Source organism: Aliarcobacter trophiarum LMG 25534, from assembly GCF_003355515.1.
In the GTDB taxonomy this organism is placed as follows: Bacteria; Campylobacterota; Campylobacteria; order Campylobacterales; family Arcobacteraceae; genus Aliarcobacter; species Aliarcobacter trophiarum.
This window is the reverse complement of record NZ_CP031367.1, coordinates 1461632-1484999: the sequence shown is the minus strand read 5'-3', so window position 1 is coordinate 1484999 and position 23368 is coordinate 1461632. Positions and strand designations below refer to the sequence as shown.

At 29.1% G+C, this 23368-nt stretch carries 21 protein-coding genes and 5 tRNA genes; 20 read left to right on the top strand and 6 right to left on the bottom strand.

Annotation, left to right across the window (positions count from 1 at the left end; all coding sequences use genetic code 11):
* Positions 1-14: 14 nt before the first annotated feature.
* The 5 genes from ATR_RS09870 (at position 15) to ATR_RS07655 (ending at position 4158) form a co-directional block, all read left to right on the top strand.
* On the top strand, positions 15-179 hold the full coding sequence (locus ATR_RS09870) for a hypothetical protein (RefSeq protein ID WP_164966701.1): 165 nt from the start codon (positions 15-17) through the stop codon (positions 177-179).
* Positions 180-277: 98 nt separating this feature from the next.
* Positions 278-832: an adenine phosphoribosyltransferase gene (locus tag ATR_RS07670; protein ID WP_371273106.1), complete on the top strand. Its 555-nt coding sequence runs from the start codon at positions 278-280 to the stop codon at positions 830-832.
* Positions 829-2040 carry a tryptophan synthase subunit beta gene (trpB, locus tag ATR_RS07665; RefSeq protein ID WP_115428858.1) on the top strand — a complete coding sequence of 404 codons (1212 nt, stop codon included), beginning with the start codon at positions 829-831 and terminating at the stop codon, positions 2038-2040. Before ATR_RS07670 ends, trpB begins: the two co-directional genes overlap by 4 nt.
* Before the next feature lie 8 nt (positions 2041-2048).
* On the top strand, positions 2049-2750 hold the full coding sequence (locus ATR_RS07660) for a DedA family protein (RefSeq protein ID WP_115428857.1): 702 nt from the start codon (positions 2049-2051) through the stop codon (positions 2748-2750).
* Positions 2740-4158, top strand: coding sequence for a leucyl aminopeptidase (locus ATR_RS07655; protein ID WP_115428856.1), 1419 nt, complete (start codon positions 2740-2742; stop codon positions 4156-4158). The genes ATR_RS07660 and ATR_RS07655 overlap by 11 nt, the downstream gene beginning before the upstream one ends.
* 213 nt (positions 4159-4371) lie before the next feature.
* On the opposite strand, the gene ATR_RS07650 is transcribed toward ATR_RS07655, so the two are convergent.
* The 3 genes from ATR_RS07650 to ATR_RS07640 all read right to left on the bottom strand — a co-directional run bounded on the left by ATR_RS07650 (position 4372) and on the right by ATR_RS07640 (position 4631).
* Positions 4372-4446, bottom strand: a tRNA-Gln gene (locus tag ATR_RS07650).
* 19 nt (positions 4447-4465) lie between these two features.
* Positions 4466-4542, bottom strand: a tRNA-Thr gene (locus ATR_RS07645).
* 12 nt (positions 4543-4554) lie between these two features.
* Positions 4555-4631, bottom strand: a tRNA-Met gene (locus tag ATR_RS07640).
* A 219-nt stretch (positions 4632-4850) separates the two neighbouring features.
* On the opposite strand from ATR_RS07640, the gene ATR_RS09865 reads away from it, so the two are divergent.
* Positions 4851-4994 carry a hypothetical protein gene (locus ATR_RS09865; RefSeq protein ID WP_164966899.1) on the top strand — a complete coding sequence of 48 codons (144 nt, stop codon included), beginning with the start codon at positions 4851-4853 and terminating at the stop codon, positions 4992-4994.
* 664 nt (positions 4995-5658) lie between these two features.
* On the opposite strand, the gene ATR_RS07635 is transcribed toward ATR_RS09865, so the two are convergent.
* The 3 genes from ATR_RS07635 to ATR_RS07625 all read right to left on the bottom strand — a co-directional run bounded on the left by ATR_RS07635 (position 5659) and on the right by ATR_RS07625 (position 6547).
* Positions 5659-5735: transfer RNA gene (locus ATR_RS07635), tRNA-Met, on the bottom strand.
* 30 nt (positions 5736-5765) lie between these two features.
* A tRNA-Gly gene (locus ATR_RS07630) sits at positions 5766-5842 on the bottom strand.
* 144 nt (positions 5843-5986) lie between these two features.
* Positions 5987-6547 carry a YkgJ family cysteine cluster protein gene (locus ATR_RS07625; protein ID WP_115428855.1) on the bottom strand — a complete coding sequence of 187 codons (561 nt, stop codon included), beginning with the start codon at positions 6545-6547 and terminating at the stop codon, positions 5987-5989.
* 74 nt (positions 6548-6621) lie between these two features.
* Between ATR_RS07625 and ATR_RS07620 the strand changes: the two genes are divergently transcribed.
* The 14 genes from ATR_RS07620 to ATR_RS07555 all read left to right on the top strand — a co-directional run bounded on the left by ATR_RS07620 (position 6622) and on the right by ATR_RS07555 (position 23199).
* Positions 6622-7395, top strand: coding sequence for an inositol monophosphatase family protein (locus ATR_RS07620; protein WP_115428854.1), 774 nt, complete (start codon positions 6622-6624; stop codon positions 7393-7395).
* Between the two features lie 61 nt (positions 7396-7456).
* Positions 7457-9259, top strand: coding sequence for a glutamine--fructose-6-phosphate transaminase (isomerizing) (gene glmS / locus ATR_RS07615; protein ID WP_115428853.1), 1803 nt, complete (start codon positions 7457-7459; stop codon positions 9257-9259).
* Between the two features lie 168 nt (positions 9260-9427).
* Positions 9428-10636, top strand: coding sequence for a methionine adenosyltransferase (metK, locus tag ATR_RS07610; protein WP_115429468.1), 1209 nt, complete (start codon positions 9428-9430; stop codon positions 10634-10636).
* Positions 10637-10683: 47 nt separating this feature from the next.
* Complete coding sequence (gene accD / locus ATR_RS07605; protein WP_115428852.1) at positions 10684-11547, top strand: acetyl-CoA carboxylase, carboxyltransferase subunit beta; 864 nt, start codon at positions 10684-10686, stop codon at positions 11545-11547.
* Positions 11547-12158: a thiamine phosphate synthase gene (locus ATR_RS07600; RefSeq protein ID WP_115428851.1), complete on the top strand. Its 612-nt coding sequence runs from the start codon at positions 11547-11549 to the stop codon at positions 12156-12158. Before accD ends, ATR_RS07600 begins: the two co-directional genes overlap by 1 nt.
* A complete protein-coding gene (locus ATR_RS07595) occupies positions 12148-12603 on the top strand; it encodes a 23S rRNA (pseudouridine(1915)-N(3))-methyltransferase RlmH (RefSeq protein ID WP_115428850.1) in 456 nt (151 codons plus the stop codon). The genes ATR_RS07600 and ATR_RS07595 overlap by 11 nt, the downstream gene beginning before the upstream one ends.
* Before the next feature lie 62 nt (positions 12604-12665).
* On the top strand, positions 12666-13676 hold the full coding sequence (locus tag ATR_RS07590; RefSeq protein WP_115428849.1) for a hypothetical protein: 1011 nt from the start codon (positions 12666-12668) through the stop codon (positions 13674-13676).
* A 2-nt stretch (positions 13677-13678) separates the two neighbouring features.
* Complete coding sequence (locus ATR_RS07585) at positions 13679-14611, top strand: tRNA dihydrouridine synthase (RefSeq protein ID WP_115428848.1); 933 nt, start codon at positions 13679-13681, stop codon at positions 14609-14611.
* Between the two features lie 67 nt (positions 14612-14678).
* Positions 14679-15485, top strand: coding sequence for a 50S ribosomal protein L11 methyltransferase (locus ATR_RS07580; protein WP_115428847.1), 807 nt, complete (start codon positions 14679-14681; stop codon positions 15483-15485).
* Positions 15486-15495: 10 nt separating this feature from the next.
* Entirely contained in the window at positions 15496-17547 is a 2052-nt protein-coding gene (ftsH, locus tag ATR_RS07575) for an ATP-dependent zinc metalloprotease FtsH (protein ID WP_115428846.1), read from the top strand.
* A gap of 349 nt (positions 17548-17896) precedes the next feature.
* Positions 17897-19450 carry a 2-isopropylmalate synthase gene (locus ATR_RS07570; protein WP_115428845.1) on the top strand — a complete coding sequence of 518 codons (1554 nt, stop codon included), beginning with the start codon at positions 17897-17899 and terminating at the stop codon, positions 19448-19450.
* A 32-nt stretch (positions 19451-19482) separates the two neighbouring features.
* A complete protein-coding gene (locus ATR_RS07565; protein WP_115428844.1) occupies positions 19483-19809 on the top strand; it encodes a thioredoxin family protein in 327 nt (108 codons plus the stop codon).
* A gap of 1 nt (position 19810) precedes the next feature.
* Entirely contained in the window at positions 19811-20230 is a 420-nt protein-coding gene (locus ATR_RS07560) for a heme-binding domain-containing protein (protein WP_115429465.1), read from the top strand.
* Positions 20230-23199, top strand: coding sequence for a MutS-related protein (locus ATR_RS07555; protein WP_115428843.1), 2970 nt, complete (start codon positions 20230-20232; stop codon positions 23197-23199). Before ATR_RS07560 ends, ATR_RS07555 begins: the two co-directional genes overlap by 1 nt.
* The last annotated feature ends 169 nt before the right edge of the window (positions 23200-23368 follow it).

Sequence of the window (23368 nt, the reverse complement as noted above, 5' to 3'; positions counted from 1 at the left end):
TAAAAGGATAAGTAGTGCTTAAAGTAATATTATTAGTAACAATTATAATTTTATTTCAAGGGTGTGCAACTTGGTCTGGTGTCAAACAAGATAGTAAACAAGCATGGCAAGCTACAAAAGATACAACATCAGAAGCTTATGATGGAGTTAAAAAGTCAATACATAATGCTACAGAATAGCTGTTTTTTAGAAAAACCAAAATTCATCATAAGTTTTAAACTATAACATAATTTAATTTTAGCTAGAATATTGGCATTTTCAAATGAAGGGAAATATTGTGAGTAAAGAGATTTTAACACAAAAAGAGAGAGATACGCTTTTAAACTCAATTAGAACAGTAGAAGATTTTCCAAAACCTGGAATTCATTTTAAAGATATTACAACACTTTTAAACAATCATGAAGCCTTTGAACTTTTAATGCAACACTTAGAAGATAGATATAAAAAAGAGAACTTAGATTTTATTGCAGGAATTGAAGCTAGAGGTTTTTTATTTGGAACAGCACTTGCTACTAGGCTTAAGATAGGGTTTGTACCAATTAGAAAAAAAGGAAAACTTCCTAGTACCACTTTGTGTGAGAAATATGAGCTAGAATATGGTTTTGATGAAGTTGAGATTCATTTTGATGCCTTTGGAGATATTAAAAATCCTAGGGTTTTATTAATAGATGATTTAATTGTAAGTGGAGGAACAGCTTATGCAGCTTCAAACTTAATAGAGAAATTAAATGCTACTTTGGTTGAGGCATGTTTTATTTTAAATTTCTCTATTTTATCTGGAAAAGCAAAGCTACAAGAGAAAACTTCTGTATATTCGGTATTAGAAATATGAGTAACTATATTCCAAAAAAGAGCATTTTTGACCCAAATGAAAATGGAGAGTTTGGAGAAATTTTTGGTGGTCAATATGTACCTGAAACATTAATGCCAATTTTAAAAGAACTTCAAAATGAGTATAATAAATATAGATTTGATAATGAGTTTTGGGATGAGGTTAATGCTTTATTAAAAGATTATGTTGGAAGAGAGAATCCTCTTTATTTTGCAAAAAATATAAGTGAAGAGATTGGTGCAAAAGTATATTTAAAAAGAGAAGATTTAAATCATACAGGAGCACATAAAGTAAATAATGTTATTGCCCAAGGATTATTAGCAAAAAAAATGGGTAAAACTAAAGTAATAGCAGAAACAGGAGCAGGACAACACGGAGTTGCAACTGCTACTATAGCTGCACTTATGGGATTAGAGTGTACTGTTTTCATGGGAGCAAAAGACGTAATTAGACAAGAGTTAAATGTATTTAGAATGAAGCTTTTAGGTGCAAAGGTAGTTGCAGTTGAAAGTGGAAGTAAAACTTTAAAAGATGCTATGAATGATGCAATACGATATTGGGTTACAAATGCAAGAGATACTTTTTATATAATAGGAACAGTTGCAGGTCCTCACCCATATCCTATGATGGTACGAGATTTTCAAGCAATTATTGGTTATGAAGCTAGAAAACAGATTTTAGAAAAAGAGAAAAAGCTTCCAGATTTTGTTGTAGCTTGTATTGGTGGTGGTTCAAATGCTATTGGAATGTTTTCTCATTTCTTAGAAGATAAAGAGGTAAAATGTATTGGAATAGAAGCTGGTGGTTTGGGAATTGAAACTTCAAAACATGGATCTTGCTTGGCAAAAGGAGCACCAGGAATACTTCATGGTCAATGTTCATATCTTCTACAAGATGAGGAGGGACAAGTTCTTGAAGCTCATAGTATTAGTGCAGGACTTGATTACCCAGGAATTGGACCTGAACACTCTTTTCATAAAGATAATAAAACAGTTGAATATGACAATATAACAGATAAAGAGGCTTTAGAAGCTTTTGTTTGGTTAAGTCAAAAAGAGGGAATAATTCCTGCTTTTGAAAGCTCTCATGCAATAGCATATTTAAAAAAAGAGAAAGAGAGACTAAAAGGAAAAACGGTAATTGTTTGTTTATCGGGGCGTGGTGACAAAGATATGGTTCAAGCAAAGAGCCTACTAAATTTTGATTAAGGATAAAAATGAGAGAAATATTTAGAAAAATACAACCATATTCAGGGAAAATTTTTGCGGTTTTCCTTGTACTATTTGTCTCTTTTTTGGCATATAGTCTTTATTTGGCTCCTGTTAGTGGAATTGAAGAAAAATTTGTATATCTTTTAAAACAGCATGGTTATATAATACTTTTTGTATGGGGTATGTTAGAAGGTGAAGCTGGACTTATTATGGCTGGGCTTCTATCTCATTCTGGAGATATGAACCTGTTTTTAGCAATTTTTGTAGCTGGTCTTGGTGGTTTTGCTGGAGATCAAGTCTATTTTTATATTGGAAGATTCAATAAAGAAGGAGTTTTAAAAAGATTAAGAGGGCAAAGAAGAAAGTTTGCTTTTGCTCATTTACTTTTAAAAAAACATGGATGGCCAATAATCTTTACTCAAAGATATATGTATGGAATGAGAACAATTATTCCTATTTCAATAGGTCTTACAAGATATGATGCTAGAAAGTTTGCTTTTATAAATCTAATTTCTGCTTGGTGCTGGGCGTCTATTACAATTGTTCCTGTTTGGTATTTTGGAAATGAGATTATGGTTGTTCTTCATTGGGCAAAAGAGCATTGGTATCTAGCAATTCCCGTAGCTGTTGTTTTTGGCGGAGGAATTATATACTATTTTAGTAAAGCAACAAAAAAAATTGAAAAAAGGATAATGAATGAAAGTTAATATTATAGATATATCAAAAAATAAAGAGTTTGATTTAGAGATAATACTTGTAAAAGATTTAAAAGCTGTAGAAAATTTAGATAGTGAGCTTTTATCAAATCTTGACTTTAAAGTAAAAGATGAGACAGTTGCCCTTTTAGTTGAAAGAAAAAGAATCTATGTTGGATTTGAAGAGTTTAGTTATGATAGTTTAGCTATAGCCATTTCAGCTGGAGTTAAAAGATTTTTATCTACAAAGTTTAAAAGTGCAAAACTTGTAATAAATAGTGAATTAAAAACTCATTTTAAAGCTTTAGTTGAAGGGGCGATTTTAGGTTCATACTCTTTTGTGAATTATAAAAGTGAAAAAGAGAATAAAAAACAAGAGCTATCTTTTGTGCTTGAAGAGAGAGAACAAGAGTTAAATACTATTTTAAAAGAGTCATTAATTATTGCAAATGCAGTAAATTGTGCTAGAGATATGGTAAATACTACTCCACAGGATTTTACTCCAAAAACTTTTGTAAAAGAGGCACAAAAAATTGCAAAAGATTTAGATCTTGAGTGTGATATTTTGGGAGAAAAAGAGTTAGAAAAACAAAAAATGATGTCAATGTATAGTGTTGGAAAAGCTAGTATTCATGAGTCACAGCTAATTCACCTAAAATATAAGCCAAAAAAAGCAAAAACAAAAGTTGTATTGGTTGGAAAAGGATTAACATATGATAGTGGTGGTTTATCTTTAAAACCAGCTGATTTTATGGTTACTATGAAAGCAGATAAAAGCGGAGGAGTTGCTGTTTTAAATGCTATTAAAACTATTGCAGAGCTTAAACTTCCTATAGAGGTTCATGCAATTATTGGGGCAGTTGAAAATATGATTGGAGGCAATGCTTATAAGCCAGATGATATTTTAAAAGCTAAAAATGGAAAAACTATAGAAGTAAGAAATACTGATGCTGAAGGAAGATTAGTTTTAGCAGATTGTCTATGCTATGCTCAAGATGAGATAAAAGGGATTGATTATATTTTTGATTTTGCAACATTAACAGGAGCTTGTGTAGTTGGTCTAGGAGAATATACAACTGGAATTATGGGGAATAGTGAAAGCTTAAAACAAAAAGCTCTTGAAGCTTGTCAATATAGTGGAGAGTATGCAACAAAACTTGATTTTAATAGATATTTAAAAAAGTGTATAAAATCTGAAATTGCGGATGTTTGCAATATTTCAAATACAAGATATGGAGGAGCAATAACTGCTGGAATGTTTTTAGATAACTTTATTTATGAAGAGAATAAAGATAAATGGATACATTTTGATATTGCAGGACCTGCATTTGTAGAGAAAGCTTGGGGATATAATCCTTATGGTGCAAGTGGAACAGGTGTTAGAATGGCTATTCAATTTATAAAAGATTTAACAAAATAATAGTTTAATATAGGTATATATTATTAAGTTAAAGTTGGTATATTTTATACCAACTTTTATATAGTAAAATTTATTTAGTATCTTTAATGTTGGATATTTAATTGTAGCAATTCTTCTATTGTTTATTTTTTAGATTACTCTTTTATATAGAAATAGATAAAAAATATTCATAAACTAAATTTCAATAAAATCAATAAAAGAAAATTATTCTAGTGGATGGGGTAGAAGGATTCGAACCTTCGAGTGACGGTACCAAAAACCGTTGCCTTACCGCTTGGCGATACCCCAGAAGGATTATAAATAAAAGTGGAGCTGGTGAAGGGAGTCGAACCCCCGACCTGCTGATTACAAATCAGCTGCTCTAGCCAACTGAGCTACACCAGCACTTTTACTTTATGGTGTCAAAAGAGAGACTTGAACTCTCGACCTCCGGCTTATGAGACCAGCGCTCTAGCCAGCTGAGCTACTTTGACACACTATTGAAACTAAGCTTTTTATGACTTTTTCTTTGTTTCAAGGTCGAGATTATAACGGGATAAAACTTAAGAAAAGCTAAAAAACTATTACAAAACTATTACAAAAAAATCAAATAGAAAAGATTTCAATTTTTTAATCTATTAAAAAAAAGAAATAAAAACAACAACATTTTTAATACTAATAAAAAAGTAGGAAATAGGGGCAAATATACTAAGTTGCAAATAACCAATTTTACAACTATTCCTTTGATTTTTGTAGCAAAAGAGTTGAATGTTTCAAGACAAATATTGATATATTATATAAAGGCAAATTTTAAACTAGAAGTTGATTTTTATATTAAAGATAATAAAACACTTTAGAAAGGGTATTTTGCAAATATTAAGGAGCATTACAATGCTTAGGAAAATAAATCAGGTTCCACAGTTAGAGATGGTATTATCTATGTTCAAAGTAGTATCAATGGAAAATTAAAAGATATTCAACAGGTAAAAAAGATACTAAATTAAATTTGGCATGGATAAAGAGAAATGCTAATTTTGAATTATAAAGAATTTATCAAGAGAAAAATAAAAAACTAGAAATTAGTACAAATTTTGTTGAAAAAGCTTTTAAAGAATTAAAGGTTCATTTATATATGAAAAATAGGTTTATATTTTTAGATAGTGACAACAATTTTTTTATGATAGTTCATATATTAAAGAAGGTGTTTGAAGAAGAGCTTTAAAAACTTCAAAACTAGATTATAGAGCTTTATATCAAGCTAGACATACATTTGCATCGTTGATGATTAGCAAATGAGAAGATATTTTGTGGGTTTTAAAAATTTTATGACATAGTACAGTTCAAATTACACTTACAAAATATGCTAAATTTATTAAATCAGATAAAACCAAAAGGGCAACTTTTTTAGATTCAGTTTAAATTAATGAAAAAAATTGCACAAATACTGCACAGTTAAAAAAAGATCTAAAAGTATGTGCTTAAAAAATATTTATCAAAGGATTGTTTTTAGGGATTTATGATTGGTTGCGGAAATAGGATTTGAACCTATGACCTTCGGGTTATGAGCCCGACGAGCTACCTAGCTGCTCTATTCCGCGATAAAAAAATAAAAAACACACTTTTAAAAGTGGAGCGGGAGACGAGACTCGAACTCGCGACAGTCTGCTTGGAAGGCAGAAGCTCTAGCCAACTGAGCTACTCCCGCATAAATCCTAACTGAAAAAGGACTGGAATTATACTTTAAAATAATTAAAACAAACTTAATAGTCTAATTTCTTATTTAAAGTTATAAACTTCTTTTTAAATTGGAGTGGAAGTATAGTTGATTAAATATTAATTAAAACTTAATTTAAAGTAAAATATCTAAGTTTTTTAAAGAGGCTTCATGATAATTTAAATAAATAGAGTTGTTCTTACCAATATATTTATAAAATTCAACCCCTCTTATATTTAAAATTTTTAGAAACTCTTCTTTTTTTAACCCTTTAAACTCAAAATGTGTATCTATATATTTTTTTGAATAGTTTTCAAAAATATTAAGAGTTAAATCTAGACTATTTTTTCCTTTGAAAATTTCTGGACAAGAGCTATCTATATAGATGTTATCATCTATATTTGGGCTTAGTGGATATGTTTTACAAACATTTGGTCTATCTTTATATATACTACAACTACTATTTTTAAGATAAGGGCAACTATCTATTCCATTTGATAACATAACTACGGGTTTTATAAAATCTAAAGAGCCAAATATAAATAAGATTGGAAAGTTTTTATAAAGAGAAGCAAACTCCTCTTTTAAAATTTGTGAAAATATCGAACCATATGAGCCTTTACAACAAAATGCTTGACAATTTTTACAATCACCAAAAAAGATATTTTTATCTTCTATTTTTATAAAATTTTTCATAAATCGAATTTTACATAGATTTTAAAAATATTAGATAAAATTGCTAGAAATATTGAAAGTTTGGGAGAAAATAAATGCAAAAAGAGTTAATAAAAATTATAAAAAAAGCAGGAAAAATTTTAGAAAAAGGGTTTTATAGTAAAAAAGAGGTAAATTTTAAAGCAAAAAAAGATTTAGTAACTAAATATGATTTAGCAGTTGAAGAGTTTTTGAAAAAAGAGTTTAGCAAAAAATTTAAAGAGTTTAACATTATTGCAGAAGAGTCAAATAATAGTGATGTAGAGTTTAATAACTCAATCATAATTGATCCAATAGATGGTACTACAAATTTTGTAAATGGTTTACCTCACACAGCTATTAGTGTAGGAGTTTATAGAGATAAAAAACCATATATTGGAGTTGTTTATAATCCTATTTTGGATGAGTTATATTTTGCTAAGGTTAAAAAAGGCTCTTTTTTAAATGGTAAAAGGATTAAAGTAAGTAGTGAAGATAGTTTACAAAAATCACTTCTAGCAACAGGCTTTCCATATAGTAGTGGTGAAAATACAAAAGATTTAAAAGATGTCGTAAAAAAAATAGAGAATATTTTGCCAAATTGTCAAGATTTGAGAAGATTAGGAAGTGCATCTATTGATTTATGTTTAGTAGCTCGTGGTGTTTTTGAAGGTTACTATGAGATGAACTTAAAACCTTGGGATGTTAGTGCTGGAATAATTATTTTAAGAGAAGCTGGTGGGAAAATCACAAATATAGGTGGTACTAGTTTTGATATGTTTAAAGATAAGTATATAGTTGCTACAAATGGTAAAATTCATAAAGAGCTTTTAGATATTCTTGATATTTAGTAAGAATTAAATATAATCATAGATTTTAAAATTAAATATTATATAAAAATAAGGGAAAATCATGTGTGGAATAGTTGGATATATTGGCAAATATGATACTTGTAAGATTTTATTAGATGGTTTAAAAGAGTTAGAGTATAGAGGTTATGATAGTGCTGGAATTGCTGTTTTAAATGAGAAAAATATTGATGTTTTTAAAGCAGTTGGAAAACTTGTAAATCTTGAAGAGAAAGTAAATGAGTCTAAAAGTGGTGAATATAATTTAGGAATTGGACATACAAGATGGGCAACACACGGAAAACCAACTGAAGTAAATGCACATCCACATTTAGGAGAGTACTCTTATGTAGTTCATAATGGAATTATAGAAAATTATAAAGAGTTAAAAGATGAGCTTTTGGCTTTGGGACATAAATTTGTATCACAAACAGATACAGAAGTTATTGTACATCTTTTTGAACACTATAATAATAAACTAAAGGATGCAACAAAGTCTTTTAAAGAGACTATTAAAAGGTTAGAAGGTGCATATGCAATTTTACTAATAACAAAAGATGAGCCAGAAAAAATCTTTTTTTATAAATTAGGAAGTCCTATGATTGTCGGGAAAGGAATAGAAAAAGATGAGGTTTTATTCGCATCTTCAGACTCAGCTTTAATAGGATTAGCAAGTGATGTTGTATATCTTGATGATAGAGTTGGTGGAGTTGCAAGTAAAGAAAATATAGAGTTTTTTTCACAAAATATTGTTTGGTCAAAACTTCCAACATCAAAACAGTCTGCTCAAAAAGATGGTTTTAGATACTTTATGGAAAAAGAGATTTATGAACAAAGTGTTGTTGTAAGCGATTGTATGCTAGGAAGAATAAAAGATAGTGAAATTAATTTTGATGAGATTGAAGCTTCTATTTTAGATGGAATAAATGAGATAAAAATATGTGCTTGTGGAACTTCATATCATGCTGGAATTACAGCTTCATATCTATTTGAAAGATTAAGTAAAATAAAGTGTAGTGTAGAAGTTGCAAGCGAATTTAGATATAAAGAGCCACTTTTAACTACTGATACACTTTTTGTTGTAATATCTCAAAGTGGAGAAACAGCCGATACTTTAGAGGCTCTGAAAATGGCAAAAGCAGCTGGACTTAAGACTTTAGTTATTTGTAATGTTGATAACTCTTCAATGACAAGAGTTGCAGATGCTACAATTTTAACAAGAGCTGGAATTGAAAAAGGTGTTGCCTCAACAAAAGCTTTCTCTACTCAAACAGTTGTTTTATGGATGTTAAGTCTATATTTTGCAAAAATTAGAAATACAATAGATAATCAAAAACTACAAAATGAGATAAATACACTAAGAGAAGTTCCAAAGTCTTTAAAAGTTTATGAAAATATCCATGAAAAAGCAAAAAGATTATCAAAAAGATATCTACATGGTCATGGATTTTTCTTTATTGGAAGAGATGTTTTCTATCCATTAGCTCTTGAAGGTGCTTTAAAATTAAAAGAGATTTCATATTTACATGCAGAGGGTTATCCAGCTGGTGAGATGAAACATGGACCAATTGCATTAGCTGATCCAGAACTTTTTACAATAGCCTTAATGCCAAAAAATATGTTATATGACAAAATTAAATCAAATGTAGAAGAGTTAAGTGCAAGGGATAGTACAATTTGTGCAATATCTCCACTTGATTTTCCTTTGGCTGATGATTTTATAAAAATAAATGATTGTGAACACTATATGCTAGAATTCTTTGAGATATTAATAGCTCTCCAGCTTCTATCTATGGAGATTTCAATTAGGCTTAAAAACGATGTTGATATGCCAAGAAATTTAGCGAAATCTGTAACTGTTGAGTAGTACTTAAAAAAAAACTAATAAAACTTAGGTTAAACTTCTAAACTTTTTCCCTTTTTTGGGGAAATGATTTCTTTATATTTTATTTAAATTCTTTTTAGAAAAAATGGAAAACAAAGAATGGAAAACAACTCAAGCATAGCTTGTGGAAAACAAAGGATGGAAAACAAAATGGAAAAAAAATCACAATATCTATTTACAAGCGAAGTTGTAAGCCCTGGACACCCAGATAAGTGTGCAGATATAATTGCAGATTCGATAGTTGATAGACTAATAATAGAAGATAGCAATAGTAGAGTTGCTAGTGAGGTTTTTGTTGCTGGAAAGCATGTTGTTATTGGTGGAGAGGTAAAATCAAAAGCTAATTTAAGCCAAAAAGATTATGAAAAAATTGTAAAAGATGCATTGGCAAAAATTGGATATGATGGAAAAAGTGCTTTTACAAAAGAACAAGCCCTTCATCCTGATGATGTACAAGTTCAAGTTTTATTAAATCAACAAAGTCCAGATATAAGTCAAGGTGTTGATCAAACAACAGGAGAGATTGGAGCTGGAGATCAAGGAATTATGTTTGGATTTGCTTCAAATGAAGCAGCTGAATATATGCCAGCAGCTATTGTTTATGCAAGAAGATTAAGTGATACAGTTTATAATTTTGCACTAAAAAATAGGGATAAATTTGGAGTTGATATTAAAACTCAAGTTACAGTTGATTATGGAACTAAAGAAAATTTTGAAAATGGAAGCCCACAAAGAATTCATACTATTGTAGTATCTGCTCCTAGTGTTGAGGGTTTAAAAATTGAAGAGGTAAGAACTATAATTCAAGATTTAATAGATAACTCAGGGCTTCCAGATAAATTATATGATAGAGAAAATACTATAATACATATAAATCCAACAGGAAGATATGTAAATCATAGTTCACTACATGATAGTGGATTAACTGGAAGAAAATTAATAGTTGATAGTTTTGGTGGATATGCACCAATTGGTGGAGGAGCTCAAAGTAGCAAAGATTACACAAAAGTTGATAGAAGTGGACTTTATGCAGCACGTTGGATAGCAAAACATATAGTGGCTTCAGGATTAGCAAAAAAAGCGATTGTACAAATCTCTTATGCTATTGGAGTTGCACGTCCGACATCTGTAGCTGTTGATACTATGGGAACATATACAAAACACAATGATGATATTTTATCAAGCTTTGTAATGGATAATTTTCCATTAACTCCAAAATGGATTACAGATAAGTTTAAATTGGATAAACCTAGTATTGATACATTTTTATATGCAGATGTAGCAGCAAGAGGACAAGTTGGACAACCTGATTATCCATGGGAAAAACTAGATGAATTGGAAAAATTTAAAAACATTTAGTAAATTTTATATATAATGATAGCTTTATTAAAAAAGGAGAAGAGGTAGTGGATTTAAAAAACCTATTTAGCAAAATTTCATTTGATAGCAAAAAAGAGCAGGCAACAAAAAAAGATGCACCAAGTCACTGGATTAAGTGCCCTAGCTGTAGTGCTTTAATGTTTTTTAAAGAGGTAGAAAACCAAGAGAATGTTTGCCCAAAATGTGAATTTCACATGAGAATAGGAGCAAAAAGAAGAGTTGAAATCCTTGCAGATGAGAGTAGTTTTGTTGAGTTTGATACAAATCTAAAACCAAATGATCCTTTAAAATTTGTAGATAAGCTATCTTATAAAAAAAGAGTAGAAGAGGGTCTAGAAAAAACTGGAAGAGTATCAAGTGTAATTAGTGGAGAGTGTACTATAAATGGTATTCCTGTGCAACTTGTAGTTTTTGATTTTGCCTTCATGGGTGGAAGCTTAGGAAGTGTAGAAGGAGAGAAAATAGTTCGTGCAGTTAATCGTGCAATTGAAAAAAAAGAGGCTGTGATTATTGTATCTGCTTCAGGTGGTGCTAGAATGCAAGAATCTACTTACTCTTTAATGCAAATGGCAAAAACATCAGCAGCTTTAAAAAAACTTGATAGTTATAAGTTACCATATATCTCTATTTTAACCGATCCAACAATGGGAGGAGTATCTGCTTCATTTGCTTTTCTAGGTGATATTATTATGGCTGAACCAGGTGCTTTAATTGGTTTTGCTGGACAAAGAGTAATTAAACAAACTATTGGTGCTGATTTACCAGAAGGTTTCCAAAGGGCCGAGTTTTTACTTGAAAAAGGCTCAATTGATATGGTTGTAAATAGAAAAGAGATGAAAAAGACTCTTACAGATTTATTAACAATATTTGGACAAGAAAAAATTAGCTAATGCTCCTTAATTTAGAAAAGTCTTTGGGATTTACTCTCAAAGATTTTAACTACTTATATGTTTTGTGTGATTATGAATCTCTTTTAAAAAGAGATTTAACACTACATGATTTCTTAAAAATCATAAAAAAATATGATATAAAACTTTTACAATATAGAGATAAAGTATCTAGCTTAGAGACTCAAAAAGAGAATCTTTTACTTTTAAAACAAAATTTAAATATTCCTATTATTATAAATGATAAACTAGAGTTAATTGATTATGCAGATGGGCTTCATTTAGGGCAAGAAGACTTTTTGAAAATAAATAAAGATAAAAAAATAGCTACTAAACTTCTAAGAGCAAAATTAAAAGATAAGCTTTTAGGGCTTTCAACTCATAATGAATTTGAAATTCTTGAAGCAAACTCTTTAGAGCTTGATATGATTGGTTTAGGAGCATATAAATCTACAAATACAAAAGATATCTCAAATATTTTAGGAGATAAATTAAGTTATCTAGCAAAAATATCCAAACATCCTGTATGTGCAATTGGTGGAGTAAAACCTCAAGATATTATAGAAAATGTAAAGTTTAACTGTGTAGGAAGTGCTATATTAGATGAAAATTAATATCTATTCAATTGTGAAACCTACAAATGATGATTTTGATAAATTAATAAAAGAGTTTATTAAAATGTCAAGTAAATATGCTACTGTGAAAACTCACTACATCTTTAATAATGAAATAGCAAAAGCCCAAAATATAGGCGAAATTGAAGCAAAAAAGATTTATACAAAAACTTACTTACCATATTTAAAGGGATATAATATTGCTCTTGATGTTTTAGGAAACAGTGTAGATAGCTTCTCTTTTTCAAAGCTTCTTGAAGATAAAAATGAGATAAATTTTTTTATAGGTGGAGCTTATGGTTTTGAAAAAGAGTTTTTAACTCTTTGTAATAGTGTAATTAGTTTAAGTAATCTTACATTTGCTCATAAAGTAGCTACTTTAGTCTTAAGTGAACAAGTTTTTAGAAGCCTATCTATTTTAAATAATCATCCATATCATAAGTAATTTATAAACTTTTAAGTATAATAAAGCGATATTTTAACTCTTAGAAAAAAAGGAAAAAGAGGATGGGTCTTAAAAGTTATATAGTTTCTACAATATTATTAACAATAATATTATTTGGTTTCGTGCATAGTTTGGAGTTGGGTGATTATACTCTTAGTCTATTTGGTTTTGAAGAGACTTTTTCAGTATCAGTATGGTTTATTTTACCTGTAGTTTTTTTAACTCTATTAACATATATTCATATAATGTTTTATGGTGTTGTGAACTATTTTAAATTTAGACTAATAGATAGTGATTTGGATAATATGATTGATTTAATTAAAGCAAAACTTTTGAATAAAGAGCATAAGGTTGCTTTTAGAACAAAAAAACAAAAAGAGTTAGCAAATATTTTAGAGCAACTAAATATTGATGTAAAAAAAGAGAGTTTTAGCTCTTCTTTTGAAGATTTAAATAAAACTGTAGCTGCTGTACAAAATGTAAACAATGGGCTTTATGTTGAAAAAAATCTTAAAGTTGATGAAAAATCACTTTTAGGAAAACAAAATCTAATAAATAAGATAAATTCACAAGTTGATTTTGCTGTTGACATTGTAAAAAAAGCTGAAAAATATGATAGTGATATAGTAGATATAGCATTCGTAAAAGCCTTAGAAGAAAAGAGTATGACAACAATTAAAAAGATTTATAAGAATATAAATCTTAATAAAGAGCTTACTATTAAGCTTTTAGAAAAAAATGCACAAAATAGTGAGTTTGGTTTAGATATTGTTGAAATTACTGAGCTTATTAAAAATAAAAACTTTACAAAAGATGACTATTTAGAGTTAGCAAAAACTTATAAGAGTAGTTTTAATCCAGATGAGTTAATAGAACTTTTTGAAAAAATCTCAAACGAGTATGAAGAAGCTACACCAGCATATCTATATATTTTAGTTGAGTTTGAGATGAAAGATAAGATAAGAGAGTATTTATCAAATACCCAAGATAGTGATTACTCAGCTTTTAAAGCATTAGTAGATTTAAGAGATGCAGGAAAACACTATAGTTTGGAAAGTTTATCGTACAAATAAAAATGAAGAAAGAATTAGATTTTAGCAAGCCATTAATTGTGCTTGCACCCCTTGCTGGATATACAGATTTACCTTTTAGAAGTGTAGTAAAAAAGTTTGGTGCAGATTTAACAATATCTGAGATGATAAGTTCAAATGCTCTTGTTTATAAAAGTGCAAGAACTCTTAAAATGGTTGAAAAATCTCCTAGTGAAAACCCATATTTTGTACAAATTGCAGGTAATAACAAAGATTTAGTAAAAGAAGCAGTTTTAATCTTAAATGATGTAGAAGGAATTGATGGTATAGATTTAAACTGTGGTTGCCCAGCTCCAAAAGTTTTTAGCCATGGAAGTGGTGCAAATTTATTGGGAGATTTAAATAAACTCGAAGAGATTTTAGGCACTATAAAACTTTATTCAAAAAAGCAATACACTAGTGCAAAAGTAAGACTTGGAGTAAATGAAAAAATCCCTGTTGAAATAGGAAAAGCGGTTGAAGCTTGTGGAGTTGATTTTGTATCAGTTCATGGTCGTACACGAGCTGGAAAATATAAGGCACCTGTTGATTATGATGCAATAAAGCAGATGAAAGAGTCTATTAGCGTACCTGTTATTGCAAATGGAGATATAAAAGATTATAAAAAAGCTAAAGAGGTTTTAGATTATACAAAAGCCAATGGTGTTATGATTGGAAGAGGTGCTATAGGAAAACCTTGGGTATTTTATCAACTTAAAAATGAGCTTGAGGATATTGATAACTCTATTAAAAAAGAGATTATTTTAGAGCATTATGACAAAATGTTGGAATTTTATGGAGATTATGGAGCAATAATTTTCAGAAAATTACTTCATGCTTATTCAAAAGGTTATACAGGAGCAAATGAGTTTAGAGACCTGGTAAATGGTATTAGTGATACCAAAATAATGAGAGATTTGATAGAAAACTTTTTTTAGAATTAAACTAAATAAAAACTTATTTAGATAGAATATTGAGTTTTTTAAAATAATAAAGGAAAATTATTTGTCGAAAGAGTATTTTGAACTTAAAATAAAACCAAAAGATAACTATGAGCTATTTTTAAATCTAATTTTATCACTCACAGATGATGCAATTGAAGAGAATAATGGTGAGATAATTGTTAGAAGTGAAGAGAGTCTTCTTGATTTCTTGGAGCCTCTTGAAAAATTTGCTTCTGCAATAAATACAAAGTGTGAGATAAGTTGTGAAAAAAAAGAGAGTATTGATTGGATAAAAAAATATCAAGACTCAATACAAGCTGTTGAAGTTGGAAATTTCTATATAAGACCATCTTGGCTTGAGCCAAAAGAAGATAAAATAGATATTTTAATAGATCCAGCTTTAGCCTTTGGTTCTGGTCATCATGAGACAACATCATCTTGTATTTTAGCAATAGATGAGTTTGTAAAAAGGGGTGATGAACTTTTAGATGTTGGAACTGGAAGCGGTATTTTAGCAATAGCAGCCGCTAAAAAAGGAGCAGTAGTTGATGTTTGTGATACAGATGAGATTTGTATTGAAAGCACACTATCAAATTTTGAACTAAATGAACAAAAAATAAATAACTCTTGGGTTGGTTCTGTAGGGTTTGCTAAAAAGAAATATAGTGTAGTTTTGGCAAATATTATAGCAGATGTTCTTGTAATGATTTCAGATGATTTAATTAGTTCTACAAAGGATGGTGGAATTATAATAGTTTCTGGTATTTTGGATAAGCACGAAAAGAGAGTGTTAAATAGATTTTCTAAATTAGAAGAGCTTAAGATTATTCACAAAAATGAGTGGGTAACAATGGTATTTAAAAAATAAAGAGGAAGATATGATAAATAAACAACAAAATAATAACCCAAACAATAATAATCAAAACAACAACAATAATAATAACAATTTCTTTAACAATAATCCACTTTTGATTTTTGTTGCATTTTCACTTATAACTATTTTTGCTTTTAAAGCGATGTTTCCTGATAGTGAATCAAATGCTACAAACTCAAATATTCAAGCTTATGGAAGTAGTGTAAATAAGACAGTTACATATTCAGAGCTTAAGAAATTAATAAGTAGTGGAAAAATAGAGTATGTTGGTATTGGGAATACACAAATTAGAGCTGTTAGCAAAAATGATGGTATGCAAAGAGTTACATATAATGCAAGAAGAGTTGTTCCTGATGAGACTTTGATTAGTGAATTGGAAAAAAGTGGTATCTCTTATGGTGGAATTAGTGAAGAGAATGTTTTATCTGATATGCTTTTTGGTTGGATAATTCCAATTTTTCTATTTTTTGCAATTTGGATGTTTTTGGTTAAAAGAATGCAAAAATCTATGGGTGGAAGTGGAGGAATCCTTGGGATTGGTTCTTCTAAAAAAATGATAAATTCTGAAAAACCAAATGTAAAATTTGCTGATATGGCTGGGAATAAAGAAGCTAAAGAGGAAGTTCAAGAAGTTGTTGATTTCCTTAAATCACCAGATAGATATGTAAGATTAGGTGCTCAAATTCCAAAAGGTGTATTACTTGTAGGACCTCCAGGTACAGGAAAAACACTTTTAGCAAAAGCAGTAGCTGGTGAAGCTGATGTTCCATTTTTAAGTGTATCAGGTTCTGCATTTATTGAGATGTTTGTTGGAGTTGGAGCTTCAAGAGTTAGAGATTTATTTGAACAAGCAAAAAAAGTTGCACCTGCAATTATCTTTATAGATGAGATAGATGCAATTGGTAAAAGTAGGGCAAGTGGTGGTCCTATGGGTGGAAATGATGAAAGAGAACAGACTTTAAATCAACTTTTAGCTGAAATGGATGGATTCTCAACTGAAATGGCTCCTGTAATAGTTCTAGCTGCTACAAATAGACCAGAAGTCTTAGATCCAGCACTGCTTAGACCAGGTAGATTTGATAGGCAAGTATTAGTAGATAAACCTGATTATGAGGGAAGAATTGAGATTTTAAATGTACACATAAAAGATGTAAAAGTTGCTAAAAATGTAGATTTAAAAGAGGTTGCAAAGATGACTGCTGGTTTAGCAGGAGCTGATTTAGCAAATATTATAAATGAAGCTGCACTTTTAGCTGGGCGTGCAAGTAAAGATGAAGTACAAGCTAGTGATTTTAAAGAGGCTGTTGAGAGACAAATAGCTGGACTTGAAAAGAAAAGTAGAAGAATATCTCCAAAAGAGAGAAAAATAGTAGCTTATCATGAAAGTGGACATGCTTTAATAGCTGAAATTACAAAAGGTGCAAAAAAAGTAAATAAGGTATCAATAGTTCCAAGAGGTCTTGCAGCTTTAGGATATACTTTAAATACACCTGAAGAGAATAAATATTTAATGCAAAAACATGAATTAATAGCTGAAGTTGATGTACTTTTAGGAGGTCGTGCTGCTGAAGAGGTATTTATTGGTGAGATAAGTACAGGTGCAGGAAATGACTTAGAAAGAGCTACAAATATTATAAAATCTATGGCAACTATTTATGGGATGAGTGATATCGCAGGGCTTATGGTTTTAGAGCGAAGAACAAACCAATTTTTGGGAGGTCAAACTCAAAAAGATTTCTCAGATGCTATGGCAAAAGAGCTTGATAATCATGTAAAAGATACTCTAAATCAAAGATACCAAGTTGTTTTACAATCTTTAAGAGATAATAGTGTTGCAATAGAGCAAATGACAGCTGAACTTCTTGAAATAGAAGTAATTACAGGTGAAAGAGTAAGAGAGATTATCAAAGAAAATGGTGGAACTATTTTTGAAGATGAAGATTTACATACAGAAGCTTTGGTAAAAGACAGTGAAGATGGTAAAAAAGAAGACAAAACTTCAACACAAGAAGTAAAAGATTCTGAAATAGAAGAAAAAAAAGATACTGAAAACTAAAATTAGTAAGAGATTATATAAATATTAAAATCAAAATTATATTTATATTTTAATCTCTTACCTTATACTATAATTTATAAGATAAACCTAAAAAATTCTAAATAATAAAAATTATCCTTGACAAATTAAAAAAAATAAAATATACTTCTACCCTAATTAAAAAAAGGAGAGTAATATGAAAATATTTGATATTTTTAAAAACAATTTCATTAAAAGTGTAAACTCTCTACTCCTTCTTAACTACTCACTCTAAATTATAAATATTATAGTTTAAGTTTCAAAAAAATCTGTTTTTCTTTTTTTATTTAAAAAAAGATATAATCAAATGTTAAATTAAAAGGTAAATATTATGGATAAAAATAAAATTATTGTATTTGATACTACTTTAAGAGATGGAGAACAAAGTCCAGGTTGTTCTATGAATACTGAAGAGAAATTAAGAGTTGCTTTACAGTTAGAAAAATTAGGAGTTGATGTTATCGAAGCTGGATTTGCAGCTGCAAGTCCAGGAGATTTTGATGCAGTTAGTCAAATTGCAAAAACTATAAAAAACTCAAGTATTTGTTCATTAAGCCGTGCTATTGAAAACGATATAAAACAAGCAGGACTTGCAGTTTCTCATGCTCCAAAGCATAGAATTCATACATTTATAGCAACAAGTCCTATTCATATGCAGTATAAATTAAAAATGACTCCAGATGAAGTTATAAAAAGAGCTATTCATGCGGTGCAATATGCTAGAACTTTTGTAGATGATGTAGAGTTTTCTTTAGAAGATGCAGGAAGAAGTGAAATCCCTTTTATGAAAGAGGTTATGGATGCTGTTATTAGTGCTGGAGCAACAACTATTAACTTACCTGATACTGTAGGATATAGATTACCAAATGAGTTAGGTGCCATGGTTAAGGAGTTAAGCGAATTTGCAAACAATAGAGCAATAATATCTGTTCATAATCACAATGATTTAGGACTTGCAACAGCAAATACATTAGCAGCTGTTTTAAATGGTGCTAGACAAATCGAAGTTACAATAAATGGATTAGGTGAAAGAGCTGGAAACTCTGCTTTAGAAGAGTCTGTAATGGCTATAAAAGTTAGAAAAGATGTATTTGGTGATTTATATACATCTATAAATACACCTGAAATTTATGCAACTTCAAGATTAGTTGCTACAATTACTGGTGTTGAGCCACAACAAAATAAAGCAATAGTTGGGAAAAATGCTTTTGCTCATGAAAGTGGAATTCATCAAGATGGAGTTTTAAAACATCAAGAAACTTATGAAATTATGAGACCTGAAGATGTTGGAGTTATTAAAGATAGTACTTTGATTTTAGGAAAACATAGTGGAAGAGCAGCATTTAAAGATAAAATTATACAATTAGGTTTTGATACAGTTAGTGATGAAGAGTTAAATATTGTATTTGAGAGATTTAAAAATTTAGCTGATAAGAAAAAAGATATAACTGATGATGATGTTAGAATGTTAATAACAGATGAAGCTTTAAATCACGATAAAATATATGAGTTAGTTGGTTTACAAATAAGTGATTGCTCAAGTGGAATGCCAATGGCTGCAGTCTCTATAAAATATGAAGATAAAATTATTAAAGATGCAGGTTTAGGTGATGGAACTATGGATGCTATTTTTAAAACGATAGATAGAATTACTGGATTTGCTGGAGAGTTAAAAGATTATAAAGTTATCTCTGTTAGTGAAGGAAAAGATGCATTAGCAAAAGTTACAACAAGAGTTAGCTTTGAAGATGGAAGCCAATCTTTTGTAGGACATGGTTTGAGTCTTGATACTATGCAAGCGACTGCAAATGCATATTTAGGTGCTTTAAACTCATATTTATCTCAAAAAAATAGACTTACAAAAAATTGTGGTCATCAGGTATAAAAAGATAGGATTTTTCCTATCTTTTTAAATTTATGATAGAAATAGATAATAAAGAAGAAATTTTAGAGATTTTAGAAAAATCAAAATGTGTATTGCTCTATTTTGGAGCAATAAATTGTGGTGTTTGTGAAGTTTTAAAAATAAAAATAGAAAAAAAGATTTCTAAAAATTTTTCAAAGATGAAGCAATATTATATAAATAGTAATCAGAATTTTGATATAGCTTCATACTTTAATGTCTTTTCAAGTCCAACTATTTTGGTGTTTTTTGAGGGGAAAGAGTTTAAAAGATATAGTAGAAATATGAGTTTAGATATTTTTAATAGCGAAATAAAAAGATTATATGAGATGGTATTTTAAAATGAATAGAGCTTTGATAATTTGTTTGATAGTTTTTGTAGTAATGCAGTTTATAAGACCTGATAAAGTTGAATATAGTGATGACCAAACATACGAAATAGTTGTTCCTGAAGATATAAAAGAGATATTTGTAAGAGCTTGTTATGATTGTCATTCAAATAAGATTAACTATCCTTGGTATTCACATATTGCCCCTTTTTCTTGGGTTGTTACAAATCATACAAATGAAGGTGTAAACGCTTTAAATTTTTCAAACTGGGAGAAATATAGTAAAACACAAAAAAATGAAAAATTAAAAGCTATTTATAGAACAGCTCACTCATCAATGCCTCTTCCTGCATATACATGGGCTCATATAGAAGCAGAACTTTCAAAAGAAGAGAGAGAAAAAATAAGAGATTGGACGGGAGTTAGAAAATAGTGAGAGAAGAAGTAACTGCTCTTTTACAAAATAGAAATGAACTTCTAACTACTACATATTTTAAGATACAAGAGTTATTTGATAAAAAATATGGAGAAAATGCACTTGTTCTTATGGAAATAGGAACTTTTTTTGAAGTTTATGAAGTAAACAATGAAAAAGAGAAGATAGGAAAAGCAAAGGAAATAGCAGAACTTCTAAATATTCAATTAACAAGAAAAAATAAATCAATACTTGAAAACTCAAAAGAAAACCCAATAATGGCAGGAGTTCCAGCGATTTCATTTGAGAAACATTTAGCAAGAATAATAGCTGAACAAAAATATACTATAGCAATTATAAAACAAAAAGGAACTCCTCCAAAGGTAAGTCGTTATTTAGATGTAGTTGTAAGTCCTGGAACAAATTTCGATTTTGTAGTAGAACAAGATGATAACTTTATCACTTCAATAGTAATTGACCAAATAAGAGGGAATTATCTAATAGGTTATAGTGCAATAGATGTAACAACAGCAAAGTGTTATTACAACGAAGTTTTTGGAAGTGCTGAGGATAAGTTTTTTGCACTTGATGAAGTATTTAACTATATGAATATGCATAAAACAAGTGAAATAATAGTAACTCTTGTAGATAAAAATATTAATCAAAAAGAGATAATAGACTATTTAGAATTAAATCTAAAAAGTTTTCATTTGCGAAATTTTAGACCAAAAATTACATATCAAAATGAGCTTTTCAAAAATGTTTTTAGTATAGAGTCTCTTTTAACTCCAATAGAGCATCTAGATATGGAGAGATGCCCACTTTCAAGTGAAGCACTAGCAATTTTAATAGATTTTGTAATAGCTCATGATAGTTCAATTATTCAAAAACTTTCACACCCTATAAAATTAGATATTAGTAGATATGTATATATTGGAAATAATGCATTAGAGCAGTTAAATATTATAGATACTTCACATAATCCAAGCCTAATTAGACTTATAAATAACACTTCAACAGCTATGGGAAAAAGACTCTTAAAAGAGAGAATTACAAATCCAATAAAAGAGTCTAAAGAGCTTTTACGAAGATATAATCTCTCAAAAGAGTTATATGATTTTCACTCTCCTATTGAAAATGAATTAGCAAGTATTTATGATATAGAAAGGCTTACAAGAAGAATAAAGTTATCAAGACTTCATCCTTTTGAGCTAAATTATCTCTATGACTCTTTACTTAGTATAAAAGAGATTGTGAAATTTATGGAGAGTTATAAATTTATAACTCCTCCTTGTAGTAGTGAAGAGATAAACTCTTTTTTAATATCTATTAACTCTACTTTTGATTTAAGTGTAAGTGGAAGATTTATGCTTAAAGATGTAGATGAAAATATGATAACAAATGGTGTAAATCTTCAAATTGATGAACTAAATAGAGAGAATAGACTACTTTTAGATAAATTGGAAATTCTAAAAAACCATATTTTATCCTTTTTTAAATCAGATGAAAAAAGCTTTGTAACTATAAATAGGCTTGATAAAGAGGGATTTTATATCTCTATTACAAAAAATAGATATAACTTAATAAAAGAGGAACTTCTAAAATCTCATCTTATAATTGATAATAAACTACTACTTTTTAAAGATTTTTCTATAAAAACTCAAACAAATAGTGTAAAAATATCTTGCTCTTTAACTGACGATATTTCTGATAAATATGTTCATAATCTTAAAAAAATAGTTGAGATAAATAAGCTTGTATTTAAAGAGAAGCTTCTTGAGTTTGAGAATAAATTTTCAACACTCCTATCTGAATTAGTGCTATTTATAGCTGAAGTTGATTTAACTGTTTCAAATATAAAAATGAGTAAAAAATATAACTACAGTTGCCCAAAAATTGTAAAAACAAAAGAAGATGAAAATTTTTTAGAACTTATAGATTTACGACATCCAATAATTGAAGCAAATGAGGATAGAGGAGTTTATGTTACAAATGATATTGTATTAGGAGAACTAAACTTAGTTAGTAAAGAGTATGAAGAGAATATTATAGTAAAAAACTCAAATCCAATAAGTCTTGAAAGTAACAAAATGCATGGAGTATTACTTTTTGGAATAAACTCTTCTGGAAAATCTTCGCTTATGAAAGCCATTGGAATAAGTGTTGTTTTAGCTCAAGCAGGATTTTTTGTGCCTTGTAAATCTATGAGATTTTCAATATTCGACTCAATTTTTACAAGAATTAGTGGAGCTGATAATATTGCAAAAGGATTATCAAGTTTTGCTGTTGAGATGATGGATTTAAAAAATATTTTTAATCGAGCTAGTAAAAAATCTCTTATTTTAGGAGATGAAATAAGTCATAGTACGGAGACTTTAAGTGGTCTTAGTATTGTGGCAAGTGCTATTTTAAAACTAGCACGGCTTGAAGCCATTTTTGTTTTTGCTACACATTTGCATCAATTACCACAAATTACTGAGATTGAAAAATTAAAAAATATTATCTGCCTTCATCTGTCTGTTATGTATTCAAGTGATGAAGATAAACTAATTTTTGATAGAAAATTGGCTTTTGGAAGTGGTTCATCTATATATGGTTTGGAGTTTGCAAAATCTCTTCATATTGATAAAGAGTTCTTAAATGTTGCAAATGATATAAGAAAAAGATTAGCAGATGATTACACAAAGATTGAGAGAATTTCACAAAGAAATAGTTCAAAATATAATAGCAATTTATATACAAGCACTTGTATAATCTGTGGTAGAGCTTGTGATGAGGTTCATCATATCAAAGAGCAGAAAAAAGCTAATAAAGATGGATTTATAGGGCATATAAATGCAAATCATAAGTATAATTTAATTCCACTTTGTAAACTCCACCATAAAATGGTTCATGATGGAAAAATCAATATAAATGGCTTTGTAGCGACTTCAAAAGGTTTAGAACTTCATTATACTATGATAGAAGATAATGAAGTTATTTCGTAAACTTTAAAGTTAGATCTTTGTAATTTCTTAAAGTATTTTCTAGATTTTCTAAAAAAATCTCAGGAGCATAAACTAACAAATCAATTATTTTATTAAATCTATATTTATCAATATGGAATGACCCAAAAAAAGTAGACAGAAATTTATTCAGTTAATTAAAATAACAATT